Annotated in this window: 26 protein-coding genes; 14 read left to right on the top strand and 12 right to left on the bottom strand. The window is 65.2% G+C overall.

Annotated features, from left to right (window positions below; translation table 11 throughout):
* Nucleotides 1-76: 76 nt before the first annotated feature.
* The 7 genes from Q0D31_RS13655 to pcaD all read right to left on the bottom strand — a co-directional run bounded on the left by Q0D31_RS13655 (nucleotide 77) and on the right by pcaD (nucleotide 6,840).
* Entirely contained in the window at nucleotides 77-1,195 is a 1,119-nt protein-coding gene (locus Q0D31_RS13655) for a branched-chain amino acid ABC transporter substrate-binding protein (RefSeq protein WP_291851527.1), read from the bottom strand.
* A 181-nt stretch (nucleotides 1,196-1,376) separates the two neighbouring features.
* A complete protein-coding gene (locus Q0D31_RS13650) occupies nucleotides 1,377-2,123 on the bottom strand; it encodes an ABC transporter ATP-binding protein (protein WP_291851524.1) in 747 nt (248 codons plus the stop codon).
* Complete coding sequence (locus tag Q0D31_RS13645; RefSeq protein ID WP_291851521.1) at nucleotides 2,120-2,953, bottom strand: ABC transporter ATP-binding protein; 834 nt, start codon at nucleotides 2,951-2,953, stop codon at nucleotides 2,120-2,122. Before Q0D31_RS13645 ends, Q0D31_RS13650 begins: the two co-directional genes overlap by 4 nt.
* On the bottom strand, nucleotides 2,950-4,284 hold the full coding sequence (livM, locus tag Q0D31_RS13640; protein ID WP_291851517.1) for a high-affinity branched-chain amino acid ABC transporter permease LivM: 1,335 nt from the start codon (nucleotides 4,282-4,284) through the stop codon (nucleotides 2,950-2,952). Before livM ends, Q0D31_RS13645 begins: the two co-directional genes overlap by 4 nt.
* Nucleotides 4,284-5,201 carry a branched-chain amino acid ABC transporter permease LivH gene (locus tag Q0D31_RS13635; RefSeq protein WP_291851514.1) on the bottom strand — a complete coding sequence of 306 codons (918 nt, stop codon included), beginning with the start codon at nucleotides 5,199-5,201 and terminating at the stop codon, nucleotides 4,284-4,286. Before Q0D31_RS13635 ends, livM begins: the two co-directional genes overlap by 1 nt.
* A 316-nt stretch (nucleotides 5,202-5,517) precedes the next feature.
* Nucleotides 5,518-5,910, bottom strand: a complete 393-nt coding sequence (locus Q0D31_RS13630) for a carboxymuconolactone decarboxylase family protein (protein WP_291851511.1) — start codon at nucleotides 5,908-5,910, stop codon at nucleotides 5,518-5,520.
* 147 nt (nucleotides 5,911-6,057) lie between these two features.
* Nucleotides 6,058-6,840 (bottom strand): 3-oxoadipate enol-lactonase, encoded by a 783-nt coding sequence (gene pcaD, locus Q0D31_RS13625; protein WP_291851509.1) that lies wholly within the window; start codon nucleotides 6,838-6,840, stop codon nucleotides 6,058-6,060.
* A gap of 224 nt (nucleotides 6,841-7,064) precedes the next feature.
* Between pcaD and Q0D31_RS13620 the strand changes: the two genes are divergently transcribed.
* The 10 genes from Q0D31_RS13620 to Q0D31_RS13575 all read left to right on the top strand — a co-directional run bounded on the left by Q0D31_RS13620 (nucleotide 7,065) and on the right by Q0D31_RS13575 (nucleotide 15,071).
* Nucleotides 7,065-7,511, top strand: coding sequence for a carbon monoxide dehydrogenase subunit G (locus Q0D31_RS13620; RefSeq protein ID WP_291851505.1), 447 nt, complete (start codon nucleotides 7,065-7,067; stop codon nucleotides 7,509-7,511).
* A gap of 178 nt (nucleotides 7,512-7,689) precedes the next feature.
* Nucleotides 7,690-8,163: a (2Fe-2S)-binding protein gene (locus tag Q0D31_RS13615; RefSeq protein ID WP_291851501.1), complete on the top strand. Its 474-nt coding sequence runs from the start codon at nucleotides 7,690-7,692 to the stop codon at nucleotides 8,161-8,163.
* An 82-nt stretch (nucleotides 8,164-8,245) separates the two neighbouring features.
* Entirely contained in the window at nucleotides 8,246-9,049 is an 804-nt protein-coding gene (locus Q0D31_RS13610; protein WP_291851498.1) for a xanthine dehydrogenase family protein subunit M, read from the top strand.
* Between the two features lie 37 nt (nucleotides 9,050-9,086).
* Nucleotides 9,087-9,995, top strand: a complete 909-nt coding sequence (locus Q0D31_RS13605) for a MoxR family ATPase (RefSeq protein WP_291851495.1) — start codon at nucleotides 9,087-9,089, stop codon at nucleotides 9,993-9,995.
* 128 nt (nucleotides 9,996-10,123) lie between these two features.
* Nucleotides 10,124-11,329, top strand: a complete 1,206-nt coding sequence (locus Q0D31_RS13600; protein WP_291851492.1) for a VWA domain-containing protein — start codon at nucleotides 10,124-10,126, stop codon at nucleotides 11,327-11,329.
* 11 nt (nucleotides 11,330-11,340) lie between these two features.
* Entirely contained in the window at nucleotides 11,341-11,664 is a 324-nt protein-coding gene (locus Q0D31_RS13595; protein WP_291851489.1) for an XdhC family protein, read from the top strand.
* 2 nt (nucleotides 11,665-11,666) lie between these two features.
* Nucleotides 11,667-12,371, top strand: a complete 705-nt coding sequence (locus tag Q0D31_RS13590; protein ID WP_291851486.1) for an XdhC family protein — start codon at nucleotides 11,667-11,669, stop codon at nucleotides 12,369-12,371.
* Nucleotides 12,368-13,972 carry a molybdopterin-binding/glycosyltransferase family 2 protein gene (locus Q0D31_RS13585; protein WP_291851483.1) on the top strand — a complete coding sequence of 535 codons (1,605 nt, stop codon included), beginning with the start codon at nucleotides 12,368-12,370 and terminating at the stop codon, nucleotides 13,970-13,972. Before Q0D31_RS13590 ends, Q0D31_RS13585 begins: the two co-directional genes overlap by 4 nt.
* Before the next feature lie 19 nt (nucleotides 13,973-13,991).
* Nucleotides 13,992-14,618, top strand: a complete 627-nt coding sequence (locus Q0D31_RS13580; RefSeq protein ID WP_291851480.1) for a GNAT family N-acetyltransferase — start codon at nucleotides 13,992-13,994, stop codon at nucleotides 14,616-14,618.
* Between the two features lie 42 nt (nucleotides 14,619-14,660).
* A complete protein-coding gene (locus Q0D31_RS13575; RefSeq protein WP_291851477.1) occupies nucleotides 14,661-15,071 on the top strand; it encodes a DUF2000 family protein in 411 nt (136 codons plus the stop codon).
* Nucleotides 15,072-15,133: 62 nt separating this feature from the next.
* Here Q0D31_RS13575 and Q0D31_RS13570 read toward each other — a convergent pair whose 3' ends face one another.
* Nucleotides 15,134-15,814 carry an ankyrin repeat domain-containing protein gene (locus Q0D31_RS13570; RefSeq protein WP_291851474.1) on the bottom strand — a complete coding sequence of 227 codons (681 nt, stop codon included), beginning with the start codon at nucleotides 15,812-15,814 and terminating at the stop codon, nucleotides 15,134-15,136.
* A 279-nt stretch (nucleotides 15,815-16,093) separates the two neighbouring features.
* On the opposite strand from Q0D31_RS13570, the gene Q0D31_RS13565 reads away from it, so the two are divergent.
* On the top strand, nucleotides 16,094-17,008 hold the full coding sequence (locus Q0D31_RS13565; RefSeq protein WP_291851471.1) for a PhzF family phenazine biosynthesis protein: 915 nt from the start codon (nucleotides 16,094-16,096) through the stop codon (nucleotides 17,006-17,008).
* 57 nt (nucleotides 17,009-17,065) lie between these two features.
* On the opposite strand, the gene Q0D31_RS13560 is transcribed toward Q0D31_RS13565, so the two are convergent.
* From Q0D31_RS13560 to Q0D31_RS13550, 3 genes are read right to left on the bottom strand one after another with little or no spacing between them, the layout of a single operon-like run.
* On the bottom strand, nucleotides 17,066-17,530 hold the full coding sequence (locus tag Q0D31_RS13560) for a DUF488 domain-containing protein (protein ID WP_291851468.1): 465 nt from the start codon (nucleotides 17,528-17,530) through the stop codon (nucleotides 17,066-17,068).
* Nucleotides 17,531-17,587: 57 nt separating this feature from the next.
* A complete protein-coding gene (locus Q0D31_RS13555) occupies nucleotides 17,588-18,418 on the bottom strand; it encodes a DUF72 domain-containing protein (RefSeq protein ID WP_291851465.1) in 831 nt (276 codons plus the stop codon).
* 17 nt (nucleotides 18,419-18,435) lie between these two features.
* Nucleotides 18,436-18,963 (bottom strand): phasin family protein, encoded by a 528-nt coding sequence (locus Q0D31_RS13550; RefSeq protein ID WP_291851462.1) that lies wholly within the window; start codon nucleotides 18,961-18,963, stop codon nucleotides 18,436-18,438.
* A gap of 339 nt (nucleotides 18,964-19,302) precedes the next feature.
* On the opposite strand from Q0D31_RS13550, the gene Q0D31_RS13545 reads away from it, so the two are divergent.
* The 3 genes from Q0D31_RS13545 (at nucleotide 19,303) to Q0D31_RS13535 (ending at nucleotide 22,365) form a co-directional block, all read left to right on the top strand.
* Nucleotides 19,303-19,491, top strand: a complete 189-nt coding sequence (locus Q0D31_RS13545; RefSeq protein WP_291851459.1) for a hypothetical protein — start codon at nucleotides 19,303-19,305, stop codon at nucleotides 19,489-19,491.
* 237 nt (nucleotides 19,492-19,728) lie between these two features.
* Nucleotides 19,729-20,859 (top strand): glycosyltransferase family 2 protein, encoded by a 1,131-nt coding sequence (locus tag Q0D31_RS13540; protein ID WP_291851957.1) that lies wholly within the window; start codon nucleotides 19,729-19,731, stop codon nucleotides 20,857-20,859.
* A 6-nt stretch (nucleotides 20,860-20,865) separates the two neighbouring features.
* Nucleotides 20,866-22,365 (top strand): glycosyltransferase family 39 protein, encoded by a 1,500-nt coding sequence (locus tag Q0D31_RS13535; protein ID WP_291851456.1) that lies wholly within the window; start codon nucleotides 20,866-20,868, stop codon nucleotides 22,363-22,365.
* Nucleotides 22,366-22,377: 12 nt separating this feature from the next.
* Here the strand turns inward: Q0D31_RS13535 and Q0D31_RS13530 are convergent.
* Nucleotides 22,378-24,200 (bottom strand): adenylate/guanylate cyclase domain-containing protein (locus tag Q0D31_RS13530; protein WP_291851452.1); only part of this gene is annotated, 1,823 nt, incomplete at its 5' end.

Below are 24,200 nucleotides of genomic sequence, written 5' to 3'. Positions count from 1 at the left end.
ACGAAAAATTTTCCGGAATCCAAACGAAAACGCCCCGGCAAGCCGGGGCGTCTGGTTTCGACGGGAGGGTAGAGGGTCAAGAGCCCTTGGGATTGATCTCGACGTAGTTGCCCTTGGCGTCCCACTTGTAGACGACATAGTCGATCGCCTTGATGTCGCCCTTGGCGTCAAAGCCCATCTTGCCCAGCACCGTGTTCCACTCGCCGGCCTTGATGGCCTCCATCACCTTCTTGGGATCTGTCGATCCGACCTTCGCCACCGCCTGCGCCCAGACCTGCATCGCGGCGTAAGTATAGAGTGTGTAGCCTTCGGGATCGATGTTCTTGGCCTTGAACTTTTCGACGATCGCTTTCGCGGTCGGCTTGTTGCGGGGATCGGGACCGAAGGTGAACAGGGTGCCTTCGCCGGCCGGTCCAGTGATGGTGGCGAATTCCTTGTCGTTCAGGGCATCGCCGGCCATCAGCACGGTCTTGAGGCCCTGGTCGCGCATCTGGCGCAGGATCAAGCCCGCCTCCTGATGGTAGCCGCCGACAAACACCAGGTCGATGTTGTCGCGCTTCAGCCGCGAGACGATCGAGTTAAAATCCTTGTCGCCCTTGTTATAGGATTCGAACATCTTCTCGGTAAAGCCAGCCTTGTTGAGCGCCTTCTTGGTTTCGTCGGCGAGACCCTTGCCGTAGGTGGTCTTGTCGTTGAGGATGGCGACATTCTTGCCCTTGAAGTTCTTGGCGATGTAGTTGGCGGCGACGAGGCCCTGCTGGTCGTCGCGGCCGCAGACGCGGGCCACGTTCCACAGCTTGCGCTCGGTAAACAGCGGGTTGGTCGAGGCCGGCGTGATCTGAAGTACGTTACCATCGGCGTAGGCCTCCGACGCCGGGATCGACGACGACGAACAGAAATGGCCTGCCACGAACGGGATCTTCGCGCTGGCGAATTTTTCCGCCACCGAGCGCGCTTGCTTGGGGTCGCAGGCGTCGTCGCCGATCTGAAGCGCCAGCTTCTTGCCGAGTACGCCGCCGGCGGCGTTGATGTCGGCCACGGCCTGCTCGGCCCCGTTCTTCATCTGACGTCCGAACGCGGATTCGCCGCCTGTCATCGGGCCGGCCACGGCGATGGAGATATCCTGCGCCAGCGCTGCGGTCGAAAGCGCCAGGGAAGCGCCCAATGCCAGGCCGATGAGTTTCAGTGGTTTCATGAGATGTCCTCGCGGGTGGGTCGATTTCGGGAAACGCCCGGCGGGCCGGGTGCGAAAATCACGGCCATTGTGGCTGATTTTGCGGCGAAGTCATCGGCAATTATCCAGCCTATCCACGATCCGTTCGCAGCATCTTGCCGCAGTCTCCCGCGGCAGACCCCCTTCGCATGCCTGCCGGAAGCTAGGCCCGACGGCCGCCTTCCAGATAGGCGGCACGGATTTCCGGGCGTTGCAGCAATTCGCTGCCGGTGCCCGAAAGCGTGATCAGGCCATTGACCATGACATAGCCGCGGTGGGCGAGCCTCAAGGCGTGATTGGCGTTCTGCTCGACGATCAAGACGGTCAGGCCATCCTGCCGGTTCAGAGCCCGTATCGCGTCGAAAATCTGCCGCGCGATCAGGGGCGCAAGGCCGAGCGAGGGTTCGTCCAGCATCAGCAGGCGTGGCCGGCTCATCAGGGCGCGACCGATCGCCAGCATCTGCTGTTCGCCGCCGGACAGGGTGCCGCCGCGCTGACTCATCCGCTCCTTCAGCCGCGGAAACAGCGTGAAGATGCGCTCCAGGCCGCTGGCGCGCTCCGCCTCGCTGGACGAAGTCGCGTCGGCGCCCATCTGCAGGTTTTCCGCCACGCTCATGCGCGGGAAGATCCGACGGCCCTCGGGGGACTGGGCGATACGGAGCCGTGCGATCTCGTGCGTCGGCACGGCGCTAATGTCCTGGCCGTCGAATTCGATCCGGCCGGAGCGGGCGCGCGGCCGGCCGAAGATCGTCATCATCAGCGTCGACTTGCCGGCGCCGTTGGCGCCGATCAGGGCGACGATTTCGCCGGCGTTGATGTCGAGATCGACGCCCCTCAGCGCCTCGATCTTGCCGTAGGCCGCGTGCAGCGAGCGGATCGCGAGCAGGGGGGCGTTCGATGGCGCGGTCATGTTCCACGCTCCATCACCGCGATGGCTTCCTCCTCGTCGGCGCCGAGATAGGCGGCGATTACCCGGGGATCGTCGCGCACGTGTTGCGGCGTGCCTTCGGCGATCTTGACGCCGTAATCCATCACGACGACATGGTCGGAAATCTCCATCACCACCGACATGTCGTGCTCGATCAGGAGGATCGAGGTGCCGTGATCCGAGCGGATCGAAAGCAGAAGCTCGCTCAGGCCTGCGCTTTCCCGCGCGTTCAGTCCGGCGGCCGGCTCGTCGAGGCACAGCAGTGCCGGATCGGTGCACATCGCGCGCGCGATCTCCAGGCGCCGCTGGTCGCCATAGGGCAGGTTGCCGGCGGCATCGTCAGCGCGATCCAGAAGCCCGATGCGTTCCAGCCAAGTCCGCGCCAGATCGATCGCGGCCTGCTCGGCGACGCGCCAGGACGGCGCGCCGATCAGGCCGAGAAATGTCAGCCCGGAGGCCCGCATCAGCGCGTTGTGCTGGGCCACCATCAGGTTCTCCAGCGCGGTCATGCCCGGAAACAGCCGGATATTCTGGAACGTGCGCGCGACCCGCGCGAGCTTGGAAATCCGGAAGTCGTTCAGCCGTTCGAGCTGGATGATATGGCCGTCGTCATGGGTGAGGCGCAGCACGCCCGAGGTCGGCTTGTAGAAGCCGGTGATGCAGTTGAACACCGTGGTCTTGCCGGCCCCGTTTGGTCCGATCAGCGCGGTGATCTTGCGCCGTTCGGCGTCGAAGGACAGCTCGTTGACGGCGACGATGCCGCCAAAGCGCATCGACAGCCGATCGACGGAGAGGATGTGATCCCCGCTCATCCGCGCCCCTCGTTGACGAGATCGGCGGAGATAGCCTGATTATGGCGCAGGAACACGGTGGGCGCGCGATGGCCGATCAGGCCGCGCGGCCGCCAGATCATCAACAGCACCATCGCCATGCCGAACACCAGCATGCGGTACTGGTCGAGCCCGCGAAACAGCTCGAAGCCGCCGATCATGGCGAGTGCGGCCAGCGCCACGCCGAGCTGGGAGCCCATGCCGCCCAGCACCACGATCGCCAGCACCAGCGCCGATTCATGGAAGGTGAAGGATTCTGGGCTGATGAAGCCCTGCCGCGTCGCAAAGAACGCGCCGGCGAAACCGCCGAACATCGCCCCGGTCGCGAACGCGGTCAGCTTGGTCGTGGTGGTGTTGATGCCGAGCGCGCGGCAGGCGATCTCGTCCTCGCGCAGCGCTTCCCAGGCGCGGCCGATCGGCAGCCGGCGCAGGCGGATCGTGACCCAGTTGGTGAGCAGCGCCAGTGCCAGGATCAGGTAGAACAGAAACACGATGCGGTGGGTCGGCGAGAATTCGATGCCGAGCCGGGCCGCAAGCCCGTCCTCGCCGGGCGAAAGCGGGATGCCGAACAGGGTCGGCCGGGGAATGCCGGTAATGCCGTTTGGCCCGCCGGTCAGGCTCTGCCAGTTGATGATGACAAGACGGATGATCTCGCCGAAGGCCAGCGTGACGATGGCGAGATAATCCCCGCGCAGCCGCAGCACGGGAAATCCCAGCAGCACCCCCCAGAAGGCGGCGAGGATGCCGGCGAGCGGCAGGCAGACCCAGAACGACAGTCCGAAATTGGTCGCCAGCAGGGCGTAGGAGTAGGCGCCGACGGCGTAGAAGGCGACATAGCCGAGGTCGAGCAGGCCGGCGAGGCCGACCACCACGTTCAGTCCCCATCCGAGCATCACGTAGGTCAGGACGAGGATGGCAAGGTCGAGGATGTAGCGCTCGTTGTAGAAGATCACCGGCACCAGGAAGGTGAACACCAGCAGCACCGGTGCGACCAGGCGTCCGGCGAGCGACAGCCCGCTCTGTACCGATGCCGGGACCACCCTGACGGTGCCGACCGGTCCCCACCATTGCCGCAGCAATTCGACGACGATGCTGCCGCCGAATACGGTCGCCACCATGGCGGCGAGGTCGCCGAACCGCGTCCAATAGGTCAGTTGTCCGTCCGGACCGGCATCGGTGCGCACGCCGATCATCAGCGAGAACAGCACCAGCGCGACCAGTGCGCTGATCAGCGCCTTCTTGAAGATGAAAGCGATGCCCGGAACGCGTGAATCTTGCGGGGAGGCGAGGGTTGCGCTCACGCGGCCGGCCATCAGACTTTTTCAACTTCGGGCCGGCCGAGCAGGCCGGTCGGAAGGAAGATCAGGACCACGATCAGGATCGAGAACGCGGCGACGTCCTTGTATTCGACCGAGAAGTAAGCCGACCACATGGTTTCGATCAGGCCGATCAGCAGCCCGCCCAGCATCGCGCCGGGGAGCGAGCCGATGCCGCCGAGAACGGCGGCGGTGAAGGCCTTGATGCCGGCGACGAAGCCCATGAAGAAATCGACCAGGCCGTAATAGAGCAGGTACATCATGCCGGCGACGGCGGCGAGCGCAGCTCCGATCACGAAGGTCATGGAGATGGTGCGGTCGACATCGACGCCGAGCAGCGATGCCATGGTCTGGTCCTGTTCGCAGGCGCGCATGTCGCGGCCGAGCCGCGTGCTCGAGACTAGCCAGGTGAACAGGCCGAGCAGGACGACGGTGGTGACGACGACGATGATCTGGATGTTGGAGAGCTGCACCACGAAGCCGCCTGCGCCCTCGTACAGCGTGTAGCCTCCGGTGATGATCGGCGGCACCGGCTTGACCCGCGCGCCCTGGGCGACCTGCGAAAAATTGATCAGCACGAACGACATGCCGATCGCCGAAAGCATCGGCGCCAGGCGGAACGAGTGCCGCAGCGGCCGGTAGGCGATGCGCTCCACCGTCCAGCCGTACAGCGCCGTGATCGCCATCGACACCAAAAGCACGATCAACAGGATGAGGGGGATGGCGGTAAGGCCGAACGAGACCAGGATCAGGAAGGTGATCAGCGCAATGAAGCCGCCGATCATGAAGATGTCGCCATGGGCGAAATTGATCATGCCGACGATGCCATAGACCATGGTGTAGCCGATGGCGATCAGGCCGTAGATCGAGCCGAGCACGAGGCCGTTGATCAGCTGCTGGGCGAAATAGTCCATGTGCTGCCGTTTGTCTGGATGACGCGGCGGTGGCCCCGGCAGCCGGTACGCCGCGTCGTGTCATTTTCTAACAGCGGGATATGGAAGCGGCAACAGCGGGAGGAGTGGCTGAAACGGCTTGTACACGGTGTCTCCGAGCGCCCGCTACCCATGTTCCCCGCCATGGACTTCGACCGTCCGATCCATTTTCTGCAAAACAACCCCATGCAAAGGATTCCGGGTCCAGCCAGCGCTGTCAGAAACCCAATAAAATCAACAGGTCGTTGATCCCAGGCTTGAGCCTCCGGGCGCCTTCCGGCCTCGGCAGCCTCGCCCGCTATCCCTTCAGCAAATCCAGCTCGGCGAGAACGGCGGCGGCTTCCTTCATGGCGTGGTTGGCCGCCGGCACGCCGCAATAGATCGCCTGCTGCAGCAAGATCTCCTTGATGTCGTCGGCCGTGAAGCCGCCTTCGCTGAGCGCGGCGCGCACATGCAGGCGGAATTCATCCCATTGGCCGAGCGCCACCAAAGTTCCGATGACAAGCACGCGTCGGGTTCGGTGATCAAAATGCGGCCGGGTCCAGATGTCGCTCCAGGCATAGCGGGTGATCAGGTCCTGGAAGTCGGTGTTGAACGCGTTGCGGTTCTTGATCGACTTGTCGACCCATTCATTGCCGAGCACTTTTCGGCGCTGAGCCATGCCCTCGTCACGGCGTTGATTGTCGTCCATCAGTGTCTCCTCCAGGGCGTCATTCCGGGGCACGCGAAGCGTGAACCATGATGTGCAATTGCACATCTGGGAATATCGAGATTCTCAGGTGCGCAATTGCGCACCATAGTTCGCCTCTTCGAGGCGCCCCGGAATGACGACATTCATCTAGCGTTGCGTCAAAAAGCCGACCACGGCGTCGGCGAAGGCGTGCGGTTGCTCGACATTGGAAATATGCGCGGCGTCCAGGATCGTCATGCTGGCGCCTGGTATCCGGCTGCGGATGAATTCGGCGGCCGAAACCGGCGTCGCCACGTCGTGGCGGCCGGCGATCACCAGCGTCGGACTTTTGATCTTCGCCAGCAGATCGCGCTGGTCAAGCGTTGACAGCGCCTCGCAGCAGGCGAGGTAGCCCTCGACCGGCGTGGCCAGCAGCATCGCCTTCATGTTCGCCGCGACCTGCGGCGCGCGCTCGCGAAAATCCGCCGTCAGCCAGCCTGCGATCACGGCATCCGCCACCGCGGCGATGCCGCCTTCCTTCACCGCCTTGATCCGGTTGAGCCAGTTGGTCGGGTCCGGATAGTGGCAGGCGGTGTTGGCGAGGATGATCTTGCCGAGCCGCTCCGGCGCGTTGGCGCCCAGCCATTGCCCGACCATGCCGCCCATCGACAGGCCGCACCAGTGCACTTTCGGGATGTTGAGGTCGTCGAGAATCGCCAGCGCGTCGCGGCCGAACCGCTCCATCGAATAGGGGCCTGATGGCACGCTCGACTTGCCATGGCCGCGGCGGTCGTAACGGATGACGCGGAACACCTGGGTGAGTGCCTTCATCTGCGGCTCCCACATCTGCAAGGTAGCGCCCAGCGAATTCGACAGCATCAGCGTCGGTCCGCCGTCGCGGCCTTCGACGGATACGTTGAGCAGGCACCCGTCGGCGTCGATCATCGGCATCAGTGTTCTCCGGTGTCGTTATTTTTCCAAGCAGGGAGGGAGGGACAGCGACGCGCTCCTCTGCGCGGGACCTACCATTCCCGCCTGCCGCTGCCAATGCTCCCCTTGCCCGGCGCCTGCTGCACTGCGAATAAGCATCGCTCGGGCTCCGGGTGGCTTTCCTTTCGGGCCGGGCGTGCTTTACTTGGGGATGATCAGGGTGAAGCGATCCAGGAGGCAATCCCATGGCCATGACAATGAACGGCGAAGTCCAGCTTGCGGCGCCGCGCGAGGCCGTGTGGGCCAAATTGAACGATCCGGAGGTGCTGAAAGCCTGCATTCCCGGCTGCGAGGAGCTGGAGAAAACCGAGGACAACGGCTTCCGCGCCACTGCCAAGATGAAGGTCGGTCCGGTCTCCGCCCGCTTCAAGGGCAAGGTCACCCTGAGCGATCTCGACCCGCCCAACGGCTACAAGATCTCGGGCGAAGGCGAGGGCGGCGTTGCCGGTTTCGCCAAGGGCGGCGCCACCGTGGCACTGGCCGAACGGGACGGCGGCACCTTGCTCACCTATAATGTCGAGGCGCAGATCGGCGGCAAGCTGGCCCAGCTCGGGCAACGCCTGATCAACGGTTCGGCCAAGAAGCTGGCCGACGAGTTCTTCGCCAATTTTGCCAGGGCCGTGCAGGGCTGATTAAGGCGGTGCCCGTCTCCGACGCTCCGGTCCAATGGCCCGGTTAATCCGACAGGCCATGTCCCAGGCGAGGGGCTCCTGAGGTTGCTCATTGCCGGGATGGCCCATAATATGGCCTTGGAATGAATTTAGACGCCTGCGCGGCCGATCGGCGGCGGCGCAGCTCAAGAGAGTGCTGATGGCCAAGATTTCCCTGATCGTGAACGGCAATCCCGTAAACGCCAATGTCGACCCCCGTACCCTTCTGGTGCAGTTTCTGCGGGAGAACCTGCGGCTGACGGGCACCCATGTCGGCTGCGACACCTCGCAATGCGGCGCCTGCGTCGTGCACCTCGATGGCAAGGCGGTGAAGTCCTGCACCACGCTTGCCGTCATGGCCGATGGCCATGAGGTTCGCACCATCGAGGGGCTGGCCGCCGACGGCGCGCCGCTGCATCCGATGCAGGAAGCCTTCCGCGAGCATCACGGCCTGCAATGCGGCTTCTGCACGCCCGGCATGATCATGACCGCGGTCGATCTGGTTCATCGCAAGGGCCATGACCTCTCGGACCACGTCATTCGCGAGGAGCTCGAAGGCAATCTTTGTCGCTGCACCGGCTACCAGAACATCGTTGTCTCGATCGCCGCGGGCGCCAAGGCAATGGCCAAGTGACCTCGCTCAGGACATTCGACCTCACCCAAGAAGTCTGACCTCGCCTCATCGATTTCATCGCGATCGCGTTCAGGAATTTCTCATGTATGAATTCAAATATCACCGTCCGGCGACCGTGCGGCAGGCTGCCAATCTCCTGGTGAAGAACGAAGACGCCAAGTTGATCGCCGGCGGTCACACGCTGGTGCCGGTCATGAAGCAGCGGCTCGCCAGCCCGCCACATCTGGTCGACCTCTCGCATATCGAAGGGCTCGACACCATCGAGGTCAAGGGGCGCTCGCTGGTGATCGGGGCGACCGCCAGGCATGCCGACGTGGCGAATTCCGCGACCGTGCGCGAGGCGATCCCGGCGCTCGCTGAACTCGCAGGCCAGATCGGCGATCCCGCGGTTCGTCACAAGGGCACGATCGGCGGCTCGCTCGCCAACAACGATCCGACGGCGGATTACCCCGCGGCCGTGCTCGCGCTCGGCGCCACCATCGTCACCAACAAGCGCCGGCTGAAGGCCGAGGAATTCTTCCAGGGCTTGTTCACCACCGCGCTCGAAAGCGACGAGATCATCACCAGGGTGATGTTCCCGATGCCGAAGAAGGCGGCCTACGTCAAATTCCGCAACCAGGCCTCGCGTTACGCGCTGGTCGGCGTGTTCGTCGCCAAGCGCCCGTCCGACGTGCGGGTGGCGGTTACCGGCGCGGGCTCGGAGGGCGTGTTCCGCGCCACCGCGTTCGAGGAGGCGTTGAAGAAGCGCTTCTCGCACAAGGTGCTCGACGGCCTGTCGGTTTCTGCGGAGGGGCTCAACAGCGACCTGCACGGCAGCGCCGAATACCGCGCGCACCTGATCGGCGTGATGACGCGCCGCGCCGTCGAAGCCGCGACCGCGAAGTAGGCTTGCCAATTCCTGGCTTATCGAGACGGGCTTTCCCATGATTGCGTCGGCGCTGCCCACATCCGTCGACGCCATGCTCGATCTCCTGACCTCGCGCGGCTACCTCGCCGAGCGGTCGCTGGCAACCGTGGCCTATCTGTCGCTGCGGATGGGACGGCCGCTGTTTCTGGAGGGCGAGGCAGGCGTCGGCAAGACCGAGATCGCAAAGGTGCTGTCGGCCGCGCTCGGGCGCAAGCTGATCCGCCTGCAATGCTACGAGGGACTGGATGTCGCCTCCGCGGTCTATGAGTGGAACAGCGCGGCGCAGATGATCGCGATCCGGCTCGCGGAAGCGGCCGGCGACACCGATCGCGAGCAATTGTCGTCGGATATTTTCGCCGAGCGCTTTCTGATCAAGCGCCCGCTGCTGCAGGCGCTGGAGCCTGACGTCGCCGGCGCGCCGGTGCTGCTGATCGACGAACTCGACCGCGCCGACGAGGCGTTCGAGGCGTACTTGCTGGAAATCCTCAGCGACTTCCAGGTTACGATTCCCGAATTCGGCACCATCAAGGCGCCGCAGCCGCCGATCGTCATCATCACCTCGAACCGCACCCGCGAGATCCACGACGCGCTGAAGCGCCGCTGTCTGTATCACTGGGTCGACTACCCCGATGCCGTGCGCGAACTGGCGATCGTCAAGTCGCGCGTGCCCAACATTTCCGCAAAGCTGTCGCAGCAGGTGGTGCGCTTCGTGCAGGCGCTGCGCGACCAGGATTTCTACAAGTCGCCGGGCGTCGCCGAAACCATCGACTGGGCGACAGCGCTGACCGAACTCGACGCCCGCTCGCTGACGCCGCAGATGGTCGGCGACACGCTGGGGGCGCTGCTGAAATACCAGGACGACATCGCGCGGATGCAGGGCGACACGCTGCAGAAGGTTTTGAGGGAAGCGACGAGCGAGAATTAGACCGTCGGTCTCGTAATAGCACTAGTCATTCCGGGATGGTCCGAAGGACCAGACCCGGAATCTCGAGATTCCGGGTTCGACGCTGACGCGTCGCCCCGGAATGACGAGGTAAGTAACCGGGTCCCATCATGACCACCATCGATCACCTCAATCCCCCCACGGGCCAGATGGCCGACAACATCGTCGGCTTTGCGCGCGCGCTGCGGGCCGCCGGCATTCCCGTCGGGCCCGGCGCCGTGATCGACGCGCTGAACGCGCTGCAGGCGATCGAGATCGGCCACCGCGCCGACGTTTACGCCACGCTGGAGGCGATCTTCGTCAAGCGCCGCGAACACCGGCTGATCTTCGCGCAGGCGTTCGACCTGTTCTTCCGCGCCGCCGAAGACTGGAAGCACATGCTGGATTCGGTGCCGTTGCCGGACCATGCCCGAAAGAAGCCGCCGCCGGCCTCGCGCCGCGTGCAGGAGGCGCTGGCCCAGCCTTCGATGCGCGACGAGGCGCCACAGATCCAGGAGCAGGAGCTGCGGCTATCGGTCTCCGACAAGGAAATCCTGCAGAAGAAGGATTTTGCGCAGATGAGCGCGGCCGAGATCGCCGAGGTCACCCGCGCGATCGCCGACATGAAGCTGCCGCAAGCCGAACTGCGCACCCGCCGCCACCAGCCCGACGCCAGGGGGCTGCGGCTCGACATGCGGCGCACGCTGCGCAACTCCTTGCGCACCGGCGGCGAGATCATCGATATCCGCAAACTCGGCCGGATCGACAAACCGGCGCCGATCGTGGCGCTGCTCGACATTTCGGGATCGATGAGCGAGTATACCCGTCTGTTTCTTCATTTCCTCCACGCGATCACCGATGCGCGCAAGCGCGTGTCGGTATTCCTGTTCGGTACCCGGCTGAGCAACGTGACGCGCAGCTTGCGGGCGCGCGATCCCGACGAGGCGCTGGCGCGCTGCTCATCGTCGGTAGAGGACTGGGCTGGCGGCACCCGCATCGCCACCTCGCTGCACGGTTTCAACAAATTATGGGGCCGGCGGGTGCTTGGGCAGGGCGCCATCGTGCTATTGATCTCCGACGGGCTGGAGCGGGAGGCCGATGACAGGCTGGGGTTCGAGATGGATCGGCTGCACCGGTCCTGCCGTCGCCTGATCTGGCTCAACCCGCTGTTGCGCTACGGCGGCTTCGAGGCCAAGGCACAGGGCATCAAAATGATGCTGCCGCACGTTGACGAATTCCGCCCGGTGCATAATTTGAGCTCGATGGAGGGGTTGATCGCGGCGCTGTCGGCGCCGCCTCCGCCGCATCATCGCAGCCTGATCCGATCGGCAGCTTGAAAGGGCGTCACATGCTCAACCGCGATGAAGACATTCTGCAGGCGGCCGAGAACTGGCAGAAGGCCGGCCACGGGGTCGCGCTGGCGACCGTGGTCGAGACTTGGGGTTCGGCGCCGCGGCCGGCCGGCTCCAGCCTCGTGATCAACGACGACGGCACGTTTCTGGGGTCGGTCTCTGGCGGCTGCGTCGAGGGCGCGGTCGTCACCGAAGCGCTCGACGTGATCGCCAGCGGAAAACCGAAAATGCTCGAATTCGGCGTCGCCGACGAGACCGCCTGGAATGTCGGCCTGTCCTGCGGCGGCACCATCCGCGTCTTCGTCGAGAAGGTGGGTTGATCGTGAAGCTCGAAACCCTGATGGAAGTGAATGCCGAGCGCGCCGCGCGACGTCCGGTGATCGTGGTCACCGATATCGCCAATGGCGAGCAGCGGCTGGTCAAGGCCAGGGATATCGCCGCCGACCCGCTGAGCGCCGATCTGGCCAGGCAATTGCGGATGGGCAAGAGCGGCATGGTCGAGGCCGGCGGCAAGCAGTTGTTTCTCAACGTCTATGCGCCGACCGCGCGGCTGGTGATCATCGGCGCCGTCCATATCAGCCAGGCCCTGGCGCCGCTGGCGCGCGCGCTCGACTACGACGTCACCGTGGTCGATCCACGCACCGCCTTTGCCAGTCCCGAGCGCTTCCCCGACGTGCCGCTGATCGCGGAATGGCCCGAGGTGGCGTTGCCGCCGCTCAACATCGACCATTACACCGCGTTCGTCGCGGTGACGCATGATCCCAAGATCGACGACCCGGCGCTGCTGCACGCGTTTGCGCGCGACTGCTTCTATATCGGCGCGCTGGGCTCGCGAAAGACCCATGCCAAGCGCGCCGAGCGGCTGAAGGCGCAGGGCGCTTCCGACGCCGACATCGCCCGCATCCACGCACCGATCGGGCTTTCCATCGGCGCGGTCTCGCCCTCCGAAATCGCGGTCTCGATCATGGCCGAGATCACCGCCGAGCTGCGGCTGCCGAAGGCGGCCGCCAAAGTCCAGGCGGCATGAAGTTCGGCCCCGCCAGTCCTGCCGAGGCGATTGGCGGCGTCACCGTGCATACGCTGCGGCAAGGCGAACTGGTGCTCAAGAAGGGCACCACGATCGGGCCGGCCGAGGCCGAGGCGCTCGACAAGGCCGGGGTCAGGGAAATCGTCGTGGTGCGGCTGGAAGAGGGCGACGTCTCCGAGGACGTGGCTGCCGCCAGCATCGCAGAGGCGGTTGCCGGCGAAGGCGTCAATGTCGAGCGCGCCTTTACCGGCCGCGCCAACCTGTTCGCGGCCAGAGCCGGCGTGCTGGTGGTGGACCGCGCCGCCGTCGACCGCATCAACGGCGTCGACGAGGCCATCACCTTTGCGACGCTCGCAGCCTTCAAGCCTGTGGTCGAAGGCGAGATGATCGCGACCGTCAAGCTCATTCCGTTCGGCGTCGAGGCCAGGCTGCGCGACGCTGCCGTGACCGCCGCCGGCAACGGTGCGCTGCGGGTTGCGCCTTACATGGTCAAGCGCGTCGGCGTGGTCTCGACCTTGCTGCCGGGGCTGGCGCCGAAGGTGATCGACAAGACCTTGCGGGTGACCGCGGAGCGGTTGGCGCCGGCGGGCGCCAGCATCATCGCCGAGCGGCGCGTGCCGCATGACCAGGCTGATCTGGCGTCTTCGATCAAAGAACTGCTCGGCCTCGGCGCCGAACTGGTGATCGTGTTCGGCGCCTCCGCAATCGCCGACCGCCGCGACGTGATCCCGGCCGCGATCACGCAGATCGGCGGCGCCATCGAGCATTTCGGCATGCCGGTCGATCCCGGCAATCTGCTGTTGATCGGGAGCGCCGGCGCCGTGCCCGTGCTGGGCGCGCCCGGATGCGCGCGCTCGCCGGTCGAGAACGGGTTTGACTGGGTGCTGATGCGGCTGCTCGCCGGATTGAAGGTCACGCGCGCCGAACTCACTGGCATGGGCGTCGGCGGCCTCTTGATGGAAATCGTGACGCGGCCGCAGCCGCGCACCGTCGTCGACGTCGAAGCCGGTCGCAACGTCGCCGCCATCGTGCTGGCGGCCGGCCGCTCCACACGGATGGGCGGCCCCAACAAGCTGCTGGCTGAAATCGACGGCAGGGCGCTGGTGCGGATCGTGGCCGAGCAGGCGCTGGCGTCGAAGGCGACAGCGGTGATCGTCGTCACCGGCCACCAGGCCGACCTTGTCGAGCAGGCGTTGGCGGGGCTCAAGGTGAAGTTTGTCCGCAATCCGGATTTCGTCGGTGGACTGGCGTCTTCGGTCAAGGCGGGCATTGCGGCGGTGCCCGAGACTGCCGATGGCGCGATCGTGTGCCTCGGCGACATGCCGCTGGTTTCGGCCAGGCTGATCGATCGATTGATCGAGGCCTTCGCGCCGGACCAGGGCCGCCTGATCGCGTTGCCGGTCAGCGACGGTCGCCGCGGCAACCCCGTGCTGTGGTCGCGGCGTTTCTTCCGGGAGCTGATGACGCTGGACGGCGACGTCGGCGCCCGCCATTTGATCGCCAAGCACAACGAGGCGGTGGCCGAAGTCCCGGTCGAAGGCAACGGCGCGTTCCTCGACATCGACACGCCGCAGGCGTTGGAAGCCGCGCGGCGGGGATAGCTGGACGGTCACTGGAAAGATGCCGGTTCAGATCACCTATCGGATGGCCCGCTCGGACGATAGCCGCGACATCGCGCGGTTCATGTGCATCGCCGGCGGCGGCGTTTATGAATTCCTGTTCGACGATCTGATCCCGTTTGTGACGGCGATCGACTTGTTGTCGATCGGCATCGGCGGCGAACAACATCCCATCTCCTATCGCAACTGCTGCGTCGCAACGCTCGGCGGCGACGGTGGGATCATCGCCGCAGCGAACGTGTTTCCCGCCGATAGGCTGAAGCAAGACCAGTTGATGTTGCTTGGCTCCGAACGCCACAACCACATCCGGCCGATGCTGGAGCTGCAGGACTGGGGCAGCATGTTCCTGAACAGCCTGGCGGTCGATGACGCGCATCGCGGTTCCGGCATCGGCGCATCCTTGCTCAATTGGGCCGAAGCCCGGACGGTGGAGGCCGGTTACGATCGATTGAGCCTGCACGTATGGGCCGACAATCTCGACGCCGTCAGTTTCTATGAGGCTCGGCACTTCGTCCGGGTCGGTGTCGCCAGCATTCCAGCGCATCCAAGGCTCTCTCACCATGGCGGGAGCATCCTGATGCGCCATGCAGTGTCCGCCGACGGCGTGGCCGCGGCCAACTCCCTTTAACCGCGCTTCTCGGCGCATCCCGAATGACGAGGGACTGGAAAGATGCAGTTCGACACCAAGATCGCGGTCATCATCCGGACCGACCTGGAGGCGTGGCAGAAGCTCAACGTGGCTTCGTTCCTGGCCGGCGGCATCGCCGCCGCGTTTCCCGAATGTATCGGCGAGCCCTATGGCGATGCGTCGGGCACTAGATACCTGTCGCTGATCGGCCAGCCGATCCTGATCTACGGCGCCGACCGGCCGGCGCTGTCGCGCGCGCTCGAGCGCACGCTCGCCCGCAACGTCACGCCAGCGGTCTATACCGAGGACATGTTCAGGACCACGCATGACGCCGCCAACCGCGAGGCGGTGCGCACCGTGATCCGCGCCGAGCTCAACCTGGTCGGTCTTGCAATGCGCGCCGAGCGCAAGGTGATCGACAAGATCACAGACGGGTTGAAGTTTCACGGCTAAGGCATGGCTGCCGCCGGCCGGGGCACCATCGAAGCCCGCACCGACGTTGAAAAGCCAACCCGTTACCTGGCACCGGCTTTTTCCAGGATCGTCACCATCTCGCGATAGCCGCGGCTCCTGGCGAGCTTGAGCGGTGTTGCCCCACTGCCGTCGGGGATATTGACGTTGGCGCCGGCGTCGACCAGCGCGCGCAGGGTCTCGGTATGGTTCCTGCCGCCGTCGCCGAGCACGATCGACTCGATCAACGCGGTCCATTGCAGATTGTTGACGTGATCGAGCGGTGCTTTGGCGGCAATCAGCATGCGCACGACCTCGACGTGACCGAGATGGGCTGCCGCGATCAGGGCCGTCCCGTCGTAGCGGCTGGTGACGGTGCGGGGATTGCCGCCGCCCTCCAGCGCTATCTTGAGCATCGGCAGATCGTTGGCGACCGAGGCGATGGTGATGATGTCGTAGCGGTCGATGTCGAGCCTGTTCGGATCGGCGCCGAGCCGGAGCAGCGCGCGGGCGGCATCGTACTTTCTGAGATAGACCGCGACGTGCAGCGGCGTGCGCTGGCGGCTGTCGGCCGCTTCCTTGTTTTCCGACGCGGTGATCCGCCTCTCGATGTCGGCGACATCGCCGCGCGCGGCGGCGGCATGCAGGCCGCTATAGGCGCGCAATTCGGCCTCGGTCGGCGCGATCTGGGCAGCCGCCGGCAGCACCGCCACAAGCGCGATCAAAATCGCAACCATCATTTGCATGACGAGAAACACCCAGTTGCATCCCCAAAAACATAGCATCCATCGTTGCGCATACAAGGCGAGTGTTCGGCAGCGTCCGACGCGCCGTTGGCGCCGACATGCCGAGGGGAACGAAGGGCCAAGCCTGCCAGCAGGACGATTGCACTCATTGCACTGAATTTATCTGCGGCGACATTCGCGCGATCTACTTTTGCTGCGCGCGCGATTGGTGCAAATAGGCTGACCGGCGACGTGCGGTGACGCCGCTGGCAGTGTGGCAACCGGTCAAGGGGACCAGACATGCAGCGCCGTTACATCACGGTTGACGTTTTCACGGACCGCGCCTTCGGCGGCAATCCGCTCGCGGTGGTGCTCGATGCCGTCGGGTTGTCGACGCCGCAGATGCAGGCCATCGCCACCGAGTTCAATTTCTCCGAGACGACCTTCGTGCTGCCGCCCCAGGACCCCGGCAACGACGCGCAGGTTCGCATCTTCACCGTGAACCGGGAGATACCGTTCGCCGGCCACCCCAATGTCGGGACCGCCTTCGTGCTGGCGACGCTGGCCGCCAGGCCGCCGGCGCGGCTCCTGTTCGAGGAGAAGGCCGGGTTGGTGCCGGTCGAAATCGAGACCGAGCAGGGAAGGGTCGTCAGCACCGAACTGACGGCGCCGCAGCCTCTGAAACGGCTGTCGTATCTCAGTGCCGAACAGGCCGCGGCTTGCCTGTCGCTGACGGTGGAGGATGTGAGAATCGACCGGCACCGACCGCAGGTCATCTCGGTCGGGCTGGCTTTCCTCGTGGTCGAGATCGCTTCGCGCGATGCGCTGCGCCGGGCCAGGCCGGACGCGGCGGCGTTCGCGGCCAGCTTTCCCTGCGACGGCAGCGACGCGGTCTATTTCTATACGCGCGACGTGCCGGCGCATGAGCAGCCCCGCGATTTGCAGGCGCGGATGTTCCACCCCGCCGCCAGCGGACTGTCGGAGGATCCCGCCACCGGCAGCGCGACCGCCGCCGTTGCGGCGCTGCTGGCCGATCTCGACGTGGTCCGCGACGGCGAGCTGCGGCTGCGGATCGGTCAAGGAGTCGACATGGGGCGGCCGAGCCTGCTGCTGACGCGCGTGCGCAAGCAGAACGGCGCGGTCGCCTCCATTCACGTCGGCGGCAGCAGCGTCAAGATGATGGAAGGCGCGTTCCGGCTCGATGGCGAGGGATGAAAGCAGATTCGCCGGTCACGGCTTGCTTGAATGCTCCCATTGTGCCGACAACGGCGGCTAGACCTGCGGCGCCACCAGATTTTCCACCTTCACGCCATCGCGGTCCTCGATGATCTCAGCGATCCATTGCCGGTGGCACTGGGTGTGGTCGCGCTCATAGCAGAGGATGCAGACCGGGCCTGCCTTCTTGACCAGCGCCGAAAGTTCGTCGAGTTCCTCGCGTGCCTCCGCCGTTTTCAGATGCGCGGAATAGATCCTGTGAAGCAGATCGACCTTGCCGCTGCGCGCGGCCTCTCGGCCGCTCTTGGGGGTGCCGAGCTTCTTCAGGTGCAGATAGCCGATACCGCGCGCGTCGAGGCCGGCGGCGAGCTGGTTCTTGGAAAACCCCGGCCGCCGCGACGACGCGATGGCGCGTACATCGACCAGCAGCTTGACGCCGGCATGCTCGAGTTCGTCGAGCACCGCCTTTGGCGGCGTCTGCTCATAGCCGATGGTGAAAAGGCGGTTGGTCTTGCGGGCCATTGCAGGATCCGGACACTGGGGTGCCGCCCGTCACGGACGACGTTGCGGGGCAAGGGTTTACTCCGATTGAACCCGCGCGATCAGTTCCATGGCCCCGGCGGGGGCGCGCACCTTGCCCTCGTGGATCACATAGGCAAAGACGTCACGCGGCGTCTTCGTTGGCTTCAAGGGATCGACGCGGGGCAGGTCGTCGGGTTCTCCGCCGGCAGCCCAGGACTGGAACCGCTTCGCCCAGGCGTCGAGCTGCTTCGGCGGATAGCAGGTCTTGAGTTCGTCATTGCCCTTCTGCAGCCGGGCATAGACGAAATCGCTGACAACATCGGCGATCGCCGGGTACTTGCCGTGCTCGGCGTACACGACCGGCGTCTTAAAGTTTCGCAACAGCGCGACGAATTCGGGCACGCAGAAACTGTCATGCCGCACCTCGACCACGTGACGGAGCGCGCGGCCCTCGAGTTGGCGCGGCAGCAGTTCGAGGAACTTGCCGAAATCGGCCGCGTCGAACTTCTTGGTCGGCGCGAATTGCCACAGCACCGGGCCGAGCCGGTCGCCGAGCTCAAGCACGCCGGAATCATAGAAGCGCTTGATGGAATCGCCGGCTTCCGCCAGCACGCGACGATTGGTGGCAAAGCGCGGTCCCTTCAACGAGAACACGAATCCGTCGGGCACCTCGCGCGCCCATTTGCGAAAGCTCTCCGGCTTCTGCGAGCCGTAATAGGTGCCGTTGATCTCGATCGAGGTCAGCTTCGAGGCGGCGTAGGACAATTCCTTGGTCTGCGCCAGCTTCTCCGGGTAAAACACGCCGCGCCACGGCGCGAAGGTCCAGCCGCCGATGCCGATGTAGATGTTGCCGCGGTTCCCCGCAGACGGTTTCGAGGGTTTGTTCAACGGAGAACTCGTCGGGATCAGGTCTTGCTACCGGCGTCGGGCGCTTTGCTGACCGCGCCTTGAAGCGGCTGGAGCGTCTGCCTGGCAAGCCGGCTGTGCAACTCGCAGATCCGCTGTGACTCCGCAACGGAGGTCTCGTAAGCTTTCTTCACAAATTCGGTTTGGAGAGTCAGCGCCTTGTCGAGCGAGCGGGCGCCGCTCAATTGCTCGACATAGGAGCCGAACGCCTCGAGCGATTTCTTGGTGTAGTCGCGATAGGCATTGGCGATGATCTGCAGGCTTACCGGCGCGGGCTCGACGGGTGAGGGGGCTGCTGGCGGCGGGACTTCAGCCAGGCGTGGTTCGGGCATCGAGGTTTCGGGCGCCGGGGCTTTGGGTGCGGGGACTTCGTCCGCCGCCGCTTCGGGCAACGGGACTCTGGCCGACGGGCCTTCGGGCGTCACGGCGAGATGATCGATCAGCGCGTGGACAGTCGGCCGGTCAGCCTCCGGCTGCTCGACGCGTGCGGGCTCCGGCTCAGGCTGCGGTGGGGGATTGGGCTCCACGCCTTTCAGCTGAACCGGTGTCGGGCTGACTTGCGAATTCGCCTTCCTGGTCCGCTCCCCCTTCCGGCTGCGCCGTGCTGATTTCCCGCCCGATTTCCCGCCTGATTTACCTTGCTCCGTGCTCGACATTCTATTCCCCGTTCCAATGTTCAAACCAAGTCCCGACCGCGCCATGTTTACGATGGAATCGCGGTTCTTGCATGTCCGTGGCGCGACTCTCGCGTGGAGACATCCTGGAGGCCGTTTCGGTCGGGCGCATTGGACGCCGCGAGCCGAGCTACTCCTCCCGGGTCTTTTTCCATGATACTGATTCCGGATCAGGCGGGGGGATATTTCAGCATGGATTCTCGGTCGGTAGCCGGCATTTTGGGAGCCATTGTCGCGTCGATTGTGCTGGTCATTGCAATCGTCTACGGCCCGATCGGACAGTTCGGCAAGCCTGCCAAGCCCGCCCAGCCGACCATCGTTCAGCCGCCGCCCGCCGCGCCGGCGCCCCGCGGGCCGGTGGTTCGGGAAGTGCCGAACTGAAATCGGCCCCTTGCGGAAAGCCCCGGACGTTCCTAATTACTGAATAACGGCGACGTTGACGCTGCAAAGCTTCCGGCGCTGGGACGACCATGAATAGTTTGGCTGCGCCGGATGTACGCGCGCCCTCTGTTCGTGGTCGTTGGCATTTTGGGGCAAGTTTGACCCTTTTTCCCCTCCCGCATTCAAATTTGAACCAGCCTTGGCATGTCAGCCCGCGGCGGATATACGCTGGCCGCTATGGAACATGCTCCCGATTCCGGCCCCGAAACCGCGTCGCAGGCCGGCTTGCCTGAGCTTTCGGTGGTTGTTCCGACCTTCAACGAGCGCGACAACGTCACTGTGCTCTACCGGCGGCTGGAAGCGACGTTGGCCGGGATCCGCTGGGAGGTCGTCTTTGTCGATGATAACTCCCCTGACGGTACCTGGGAGGTGGTGCGAGGTCTGGCGCGGAAGGATCCGCGGGTCCGCTGCCTGCGCCGGATCGGCCGGCGCGGCCTCTCCGGCGCCTGTATCGAGGGTATCCTGGCGTCGAGCGCTCCCTATGCGGCGGTGATCGACGCCGACCTGCAGCATGATGAGAGCCAACTGCCGAAAATGGTCGCGCTGCTGCGCAGCGGCGAGGCTGAACTCGTGGTCGGCAGCCGCTATATCGAGGGCGGCAGCGCCGACAGCTTCAACAGGCAGCGCGCCGGCGCCAGCGCGCTCGCGACCGAGATCGCCAGGCGGGTGCTCAAGGTCGAGATCGCCGACCCCATGAGCGGGTTCTTCATGATCCGCCGTGACCGTTTCGAGCAACTGGCTCCGCAGCTATCCACCCAGGGCTTCAAGATACTGCTCGATATCGTCGCCACCGCGCAGGGCAAGCTGCGCACCATCGAAATTCCCTACACCTTCGGCGCGCGCCAGCATGGCGAGAGCAAGCTCGATTCCATGGTGGCGCTGGATTTCGTCGGCCTGGTGCTGGCGAAGCTGACCCATGACGTGGTGTCGCTGCGGTTCCTGCTGTTCGCCATGGTCGGTTCGATCGGCCTCGTCGTGCATCTCGTCGCGCTGTTCATCGCGCATGAAGTCTTCAACGCCCCGTTTGCCGAAGCGCAGGCCATCGGCGCGCTGGTCGCCATGACCAGCAACTTCATCCTCAACAACTTTCTCACCTACCGCGACCAGCGGCTGAAGGGTTTTGCGATCCTGCGCGGCTTGCTGCTGTTCTATCTGGTGTGCAGCGTCGGACTTTTCGCCAATGTCGGCGTCGCGTTTTCGGTGTTCGAGCAGGAGCCGATCTGGTGGCTCGCAGGGCTTGCAGGCGCGCTGATGGGCGTGGTCTGGAACTACGCGATGTCCGGGCTGTTCGTCTGGCGCAAGCGATAGCCGGAAATGAGTCCGAGCGGGCCGCGGCTTGTCCTCCAAACGGCTGTTGCCATCCTGGCACTGGTGGCGTTGCGCCTGATCGCCGCGGCCTACACGCCGATCACCTTCGACGAAGCCTATTACTGGATGTGGTCGAAGCATCTCGCCGGCGGCTATTACGACCATCCGCCAATGGTCGCCGTGGTGATCCGGCTCGGCGCCGTGATGGCGGGCGATACCGAACTCGGCGTGCGGCTGGTGTCGATCCTGCTGGCGCTGCCGATGAGCTGGGCGATCTATCAGGCGGCATTGATCCTGTTCGACAGCCGGCGCGTGGCGGCGGCCTCGGCGCTCCTGCTCAACGTGACGCTGATGGGCGCGGTCGGCACCATGATCGTGACCCCGGACGCGCCGCTGCTGGTGGCGTCGAGCTTCCTGCTGTTCGCACTCGCCAAGGTGCTGCAGAGCGGACGCGGAGCGTGGTGGCTCGCCGTCGGCGCCGCGGCCGGCTGCGCGCTGTTGTCGAAATACACCGCGCTGTTCTTCGGACCGGCGATCCTGATCTGGCTCGCCGTCGTCCCCGGATTGCGGCGCTGGCTGATTTCGCCCTGGCTTTATCTTGGCGGTATGGTCGCGCTCGCGATGTTTGCGCCGGTTGTTCTGTGGAATGCCGAACACCGCTGGGTGTCCTTCATCAAGCAGATGGGGCGGGCGCGCATCGAGGATTTCCGCCCGGCCTTCATCGCCGAACTGATCCCGACGCAAATCGCGTTCGCGACGCCGCTGGTGTTTATCCTCGGCGCCATGGGGCTCTATGCGATGTACCGGCGTCGTGCCGGCGCGTTGCCGGCGCGCGTGCTGGTCAATGCGATGTTCTGGACCATCGTGGCTTACTTCGCCTGGCATTCGCTGCATGCGCGCGTGGAAGCCAACTGGTTCGCGCCGGTCTATCCGGCTTTCGCCATGGCCGCCGCGGTCGCTGCCCACCTCGTTCAATGGGAGCCGCGCCAGCAGCGCGCGGTCGACTTCTGCCGCCGCTGGGCGGCGCCGGCGGGCGTCCTGATGTTTGCCCTGCTGGTGGCGCAGGCCAACACCGGCGTGCTCTCCGGCTATCGTCGTGACGCGACCGTGCGCAGTGTCGGCGTCGGCTGGCGCGAAACCGCGCGCGAAATCGAAGCGGTGAGAGTGCGCATCGGCGCAACATGCGTGCTGGCGTCGGACTACGGCACCACCGCCTGGCTCGCGTTTCATCTGCCAAGGGGTACCTGCGTGGCGCAGCAAAACCAGCGCTTCCGCTGGGTCGACATGGCCGAACCCGATGCGGCGCAACTCGCCGGCCCGCTGCTCCATGTCCGCGAGGCGTTTCCCGGCGATCCGCCCTTGAAGGCGATGTTCACCCGCGTTGACAGGATCGCGGAGGTCCAGCGCAGGCGCGGCCCGCTGGTGATAGAGACCTATGCGCTCAACCGGCTCGTCGGGCCGAAGGGCGAGGTGTTCGACCGAGCCCCGCCGCCGGAACTGCGGTAGGAGGCGCGCCGATCACTCCGCCGCGTCCGGGTGCGTGTCCTTGCCCGCTGACTGGTCCTCGCCCCGCCACAGCCAAACCGCGAGTGAGCCGGACCTGCCGCGTATCTGCGCCTCGACGGGACCGGCAAGACTGCCCGTCTTCAGCCGGGCGCCGCTGCGCTCGCCCTCGCGGCGCAGTGTATCGCTCAGTGCCAGCCTGACGCCATGCCGGGCCGCCACTTCCATCAGGCGGCTCGACACGTTCACGGTGTCGCCGGTCGCGGTGATGTGTTGATGGTTTCGACCGCCCAGCCTGGAGGCGACGATCGGCCCGAAATGGGCGCCGATCTTGAAGCCGATCCGCGCCGCGATTTCCGTCGGCAAGGCGTTGATCCAGCGTTCGGTCGCAACGCAAAGAGCGATCGAACATTCGGCCGCGCGCGCGGCGTCATCGGCCGCCGCCTCGGGCAGGCCGAACAGGATCATGGCGCCGTCGCCGAGGAAGCTCGTGATCATGCCGCCGCACTTGGTCGCCTGCTTGCCGACCAGCGCATGAAACGCCTTCAGGAATTGCTGGGTCGCTTCCGGATCGAGGGTCTCGCTGAGCGACGTAAAGCCGGAAAGATCGACGAAGACGATGGCGGCATCCTGCCTGACGGGTGTCAGCAGGAAGTCAGGATTGTTGGTCAGCCATTGCTGCAGGCCGGGCGTCTGGAATTGCTCGAGCAACCTGTTTTGCACGGCCAGATGCTGCGCGCTTTTCTGGCCCGACCACAATTGCAGGGCGCCGAACAGGAGGACGGGCGGCGCGGCCGCGGCGATCGTCGTCGCGGCGTCGAGCCAGATCCCGTAAGCGAAAGCGACGGCATTCGCCACCGCCCATGCCGCGGCCGCGGCGGCGGCGCTCAACAGACCAAGCGCGTTTCGCCGCCAGACCAGCAATCCGACCAGCAGCAGCGGCAGCAGGATCGCCGTCACTGTTTCGACGATGCGAACCGACCGATCGCGCACGACGCCGTCGCCAGCGACCAGTTGCGTAACGGCGGTTGAAATGATTTCCACGCCGGGCATCAGTGAGTCGAAAGGCGTCGGAAAGAAATCGCCCGCGCCGGTCGCCGTCGCGCCAAGGATGACAATCCGACCCCGGATGGCTTCCCGGTCGATCCGGCCGTCGATCAGGCTCGCCGCGCTCACCGTGCGAATGGTGCGACGCGGCCCGTAATAGGAAATCGGCAGCGCATAGTCAGATGCGGTCGCGATCGACCGGTCGCCGAACCGCAGGCGTTCCGGTTCAATCGTGAGCGGCTTGCCGATCGCCATCGCGGCGATCCGAAGCGGAAACGAAAGCTCGATCCTGTCGCTAGTCCGGAACAGCATTGGAACGGCGAGGGGCGTGCCGGTCCGGCCGGTCGATACGTTGGCGATGCCGACTTCGGCGCGGCCGGCAAACGCGGGGAGCGGAAGCAGAAACCGATCGGCGGTCGGCAGTCCGGCAAGGGGAGCATCGCCGTCGGCGGCCGGCTGTACGGTTTCCGGAAACACCGCGGCGGCTGCCAGCACCGTGGGCCGTGCCGCGAAGGATTTCGCAAGCGCGGCGTCGCCGGCTTCGGACCCCTTGTCGACCAGCAGCAGATCAACCGCGATGACTGTGGGTTCGAGCCGCGCGATCGCATCGACGATCGCAGCGATTTCCGAGCGTGGCAGGGGATAGGTGCCGGCTTGGCTTACGACCGCGTCGTCGATCGCGACGATCGTGACGAGATCCGGTGGCGCTCGCACGCCGCGGGCAAGGGTTCGCAGGTCGGCCAATGCCGACTCGATCGGGTCGAGGAATCGCAGCTTGCCGCCATGGTGGG

This window comes from Bradyrhizobium sp. (assembly GCF_022844465.1).
Classification (GTDB): Bacteria; Pseudomonadota; Alphaproteobacteria; order Rhizobiales; family Xanthobacteraceae; genus Bradyrhizobium.
Note: the sequence above shows the minus strand (reverse complement) of the source record. Positions and strands in the feature narration are given on the sequence as shown.

Excerpts from the sequence above, each read along its gene's own strand:
- Q0D31_RS13610 (WP_291851498.1), top strand. The coding sequence starts at position 8,246 with ATGTATGAATTCAAATATCACCGTCCGGCGACCGTGCGGCAGGCTGCC.
- Q0D31_RS13645 (WP_291851521.1), bottom strand. The coding sequence starts at position 2,953 with ATGAGCGGGGATCACATCCTCTCCGTCGATCGGCTGTCGATGCGCTTT.
- Q0D31_RS13540 (WP_291851957.1), top strand. The coding sequence starts at position 19,729 with ATGGAACATGCTCCCGATTCCGGCCCCGAAACCGCGTCGCAGGCCGGC.
- Q0D31_RS13620 (WP_291851505.1), top strand. The coding sequence starts at position 7,065 with ATGGCCATGACAATGAACGGCGAAGTCCAGCTTGCGGCGCCGCGCGAG.
- Q0D31_RS13560 (WP_291851468.1), bottom strand. The coding sequence starts at position 17,530 with ATGGCCCGCAAGACCAACCGCCTTTTCACCATCGGCTATGAGCAGACG.
- Q0D31_RS13565 (WP_291851471.1), top strand. The coding sequence starts at position 16,094 with ATGCAGCGCCGTTACATCACGGTTGACGTTTTCACGGACCGCGCCTTC.
- Q0D31_RS13535 (WP_291851456.1), top strand. The coding sequence starts at position 20,866 with ATGAGTCCGAGCGGGCCGCGGCTTGTCCTCCAAACGGCTGTTGCCATC.
- Q0D31_RS13635 (WP_291851514.1), bottom strand. The coding sequence starts at position 5,201 with ATGGACTATTTCGCCCAGCAGCTGATCAACGGCCTCGTGCTCGGCTCG.
- Q0D31_RS13655 (WP_291851527.1), bottom strand. The coding sequence starts at position 1,195 with ATGAAACCACTGAAACTCATCGGCCTGGCATTGGGCGCTTCCCTGGCG.
- Q0D31_RS13600 (WP_291851492.1), top strand. The coding sequence starts at position 10,124 with ATGACCACCATCGATCACCTCAATCCCCCCACGGGCCAGATGGCCGAC.
- Q0D31_RS13615 (WP_291851501.1), top strand. The coding sequence starts at position 7,690 with ATGGCCAAGATTTCCCTGATCGTGAACGGCAATCCCGTAAACGCCAAT.
- Q0D31_RS13595 (WP_291851489.1), top strand. The coding sequence starts at position 11,341 with ATGCTCAACCGCGATGAAGACATTCTGCAGGCGGCCGAGAACTGGCAG.
- Q0D31_RS13585 (WP_291851483.1), top strand. The coding sequence starts at position 12,368 with ATGAAGTTCGGCCCCGCCAGTCCTGCCGAGGCGATTGGCGGCGTCACC.
- pcaD (WP_291851509.1), bottom strand. The coding sequence starts at position 6,840 with ATGCCGATGATCGACGCCGACGGGTGCCTGCTCAACGTATCCGTCGAA.
- Q0D31_RS13545 (WP_291851459.1), top strand. The coding sequence starts at position 19,303 with ATGGATTCTCGGTCGGTAGCCGGCATTTTGGGAGCCATTGTCGCGTCG.
- Q0D31_RS13580 (WP_291851480.1), top strand. The coding sequence starts at position 13,992 with ATGCCGGTTCAGATCACCTATCGGATGGCCCGCTCGGACGATAGCCGC.
- livM (WP_291851517.1), bottom strand. The coding sequence starts at position 4,284 with ATGGCCGGCCGCGTGAGCGCAACCCTCGCCTCCCCGCAAGATTCACGC.
- Q0D31_RS13605 (WP_291851495.1), top strand. The coding sequence starts at position 9,087 with ATGATTGCGTCGGCGCTGCCCACATCCGTCGACGCCATGCTCGATCTC.
- Q0D31_RS13570 (WP_291851474.1), bottom strand. The coding sequence starts at position 15,814 with ATGCAAATGATGGTTGCGATTTTGATCGCGCTTGTGGCGGTGCTGCCG.
- Q0D31_RS13575 (WP_291851477.1), top strand. The coding sequence starts at position 14,661 with ATGCAGTTCGACACCAAGATCGCGGTCATCATCCGGACCGACCTGGAG.
- Q0D31_RS13630 (WP_291851511.1), bottom strand. The coding sequence starts at position 5,910 with ATGGACGACAATCAACGCCGTGACGAGGGCATGGCTCAGCGCCGAAAA.
- Q0D31_RS13650 (WP_291851524.1), bottom strand. The coding sequence starts at position 2,123 with ATGACCGCGCCATCGAACGCCCCCCTGCTCGCGATCCGCTCGCTGCAC.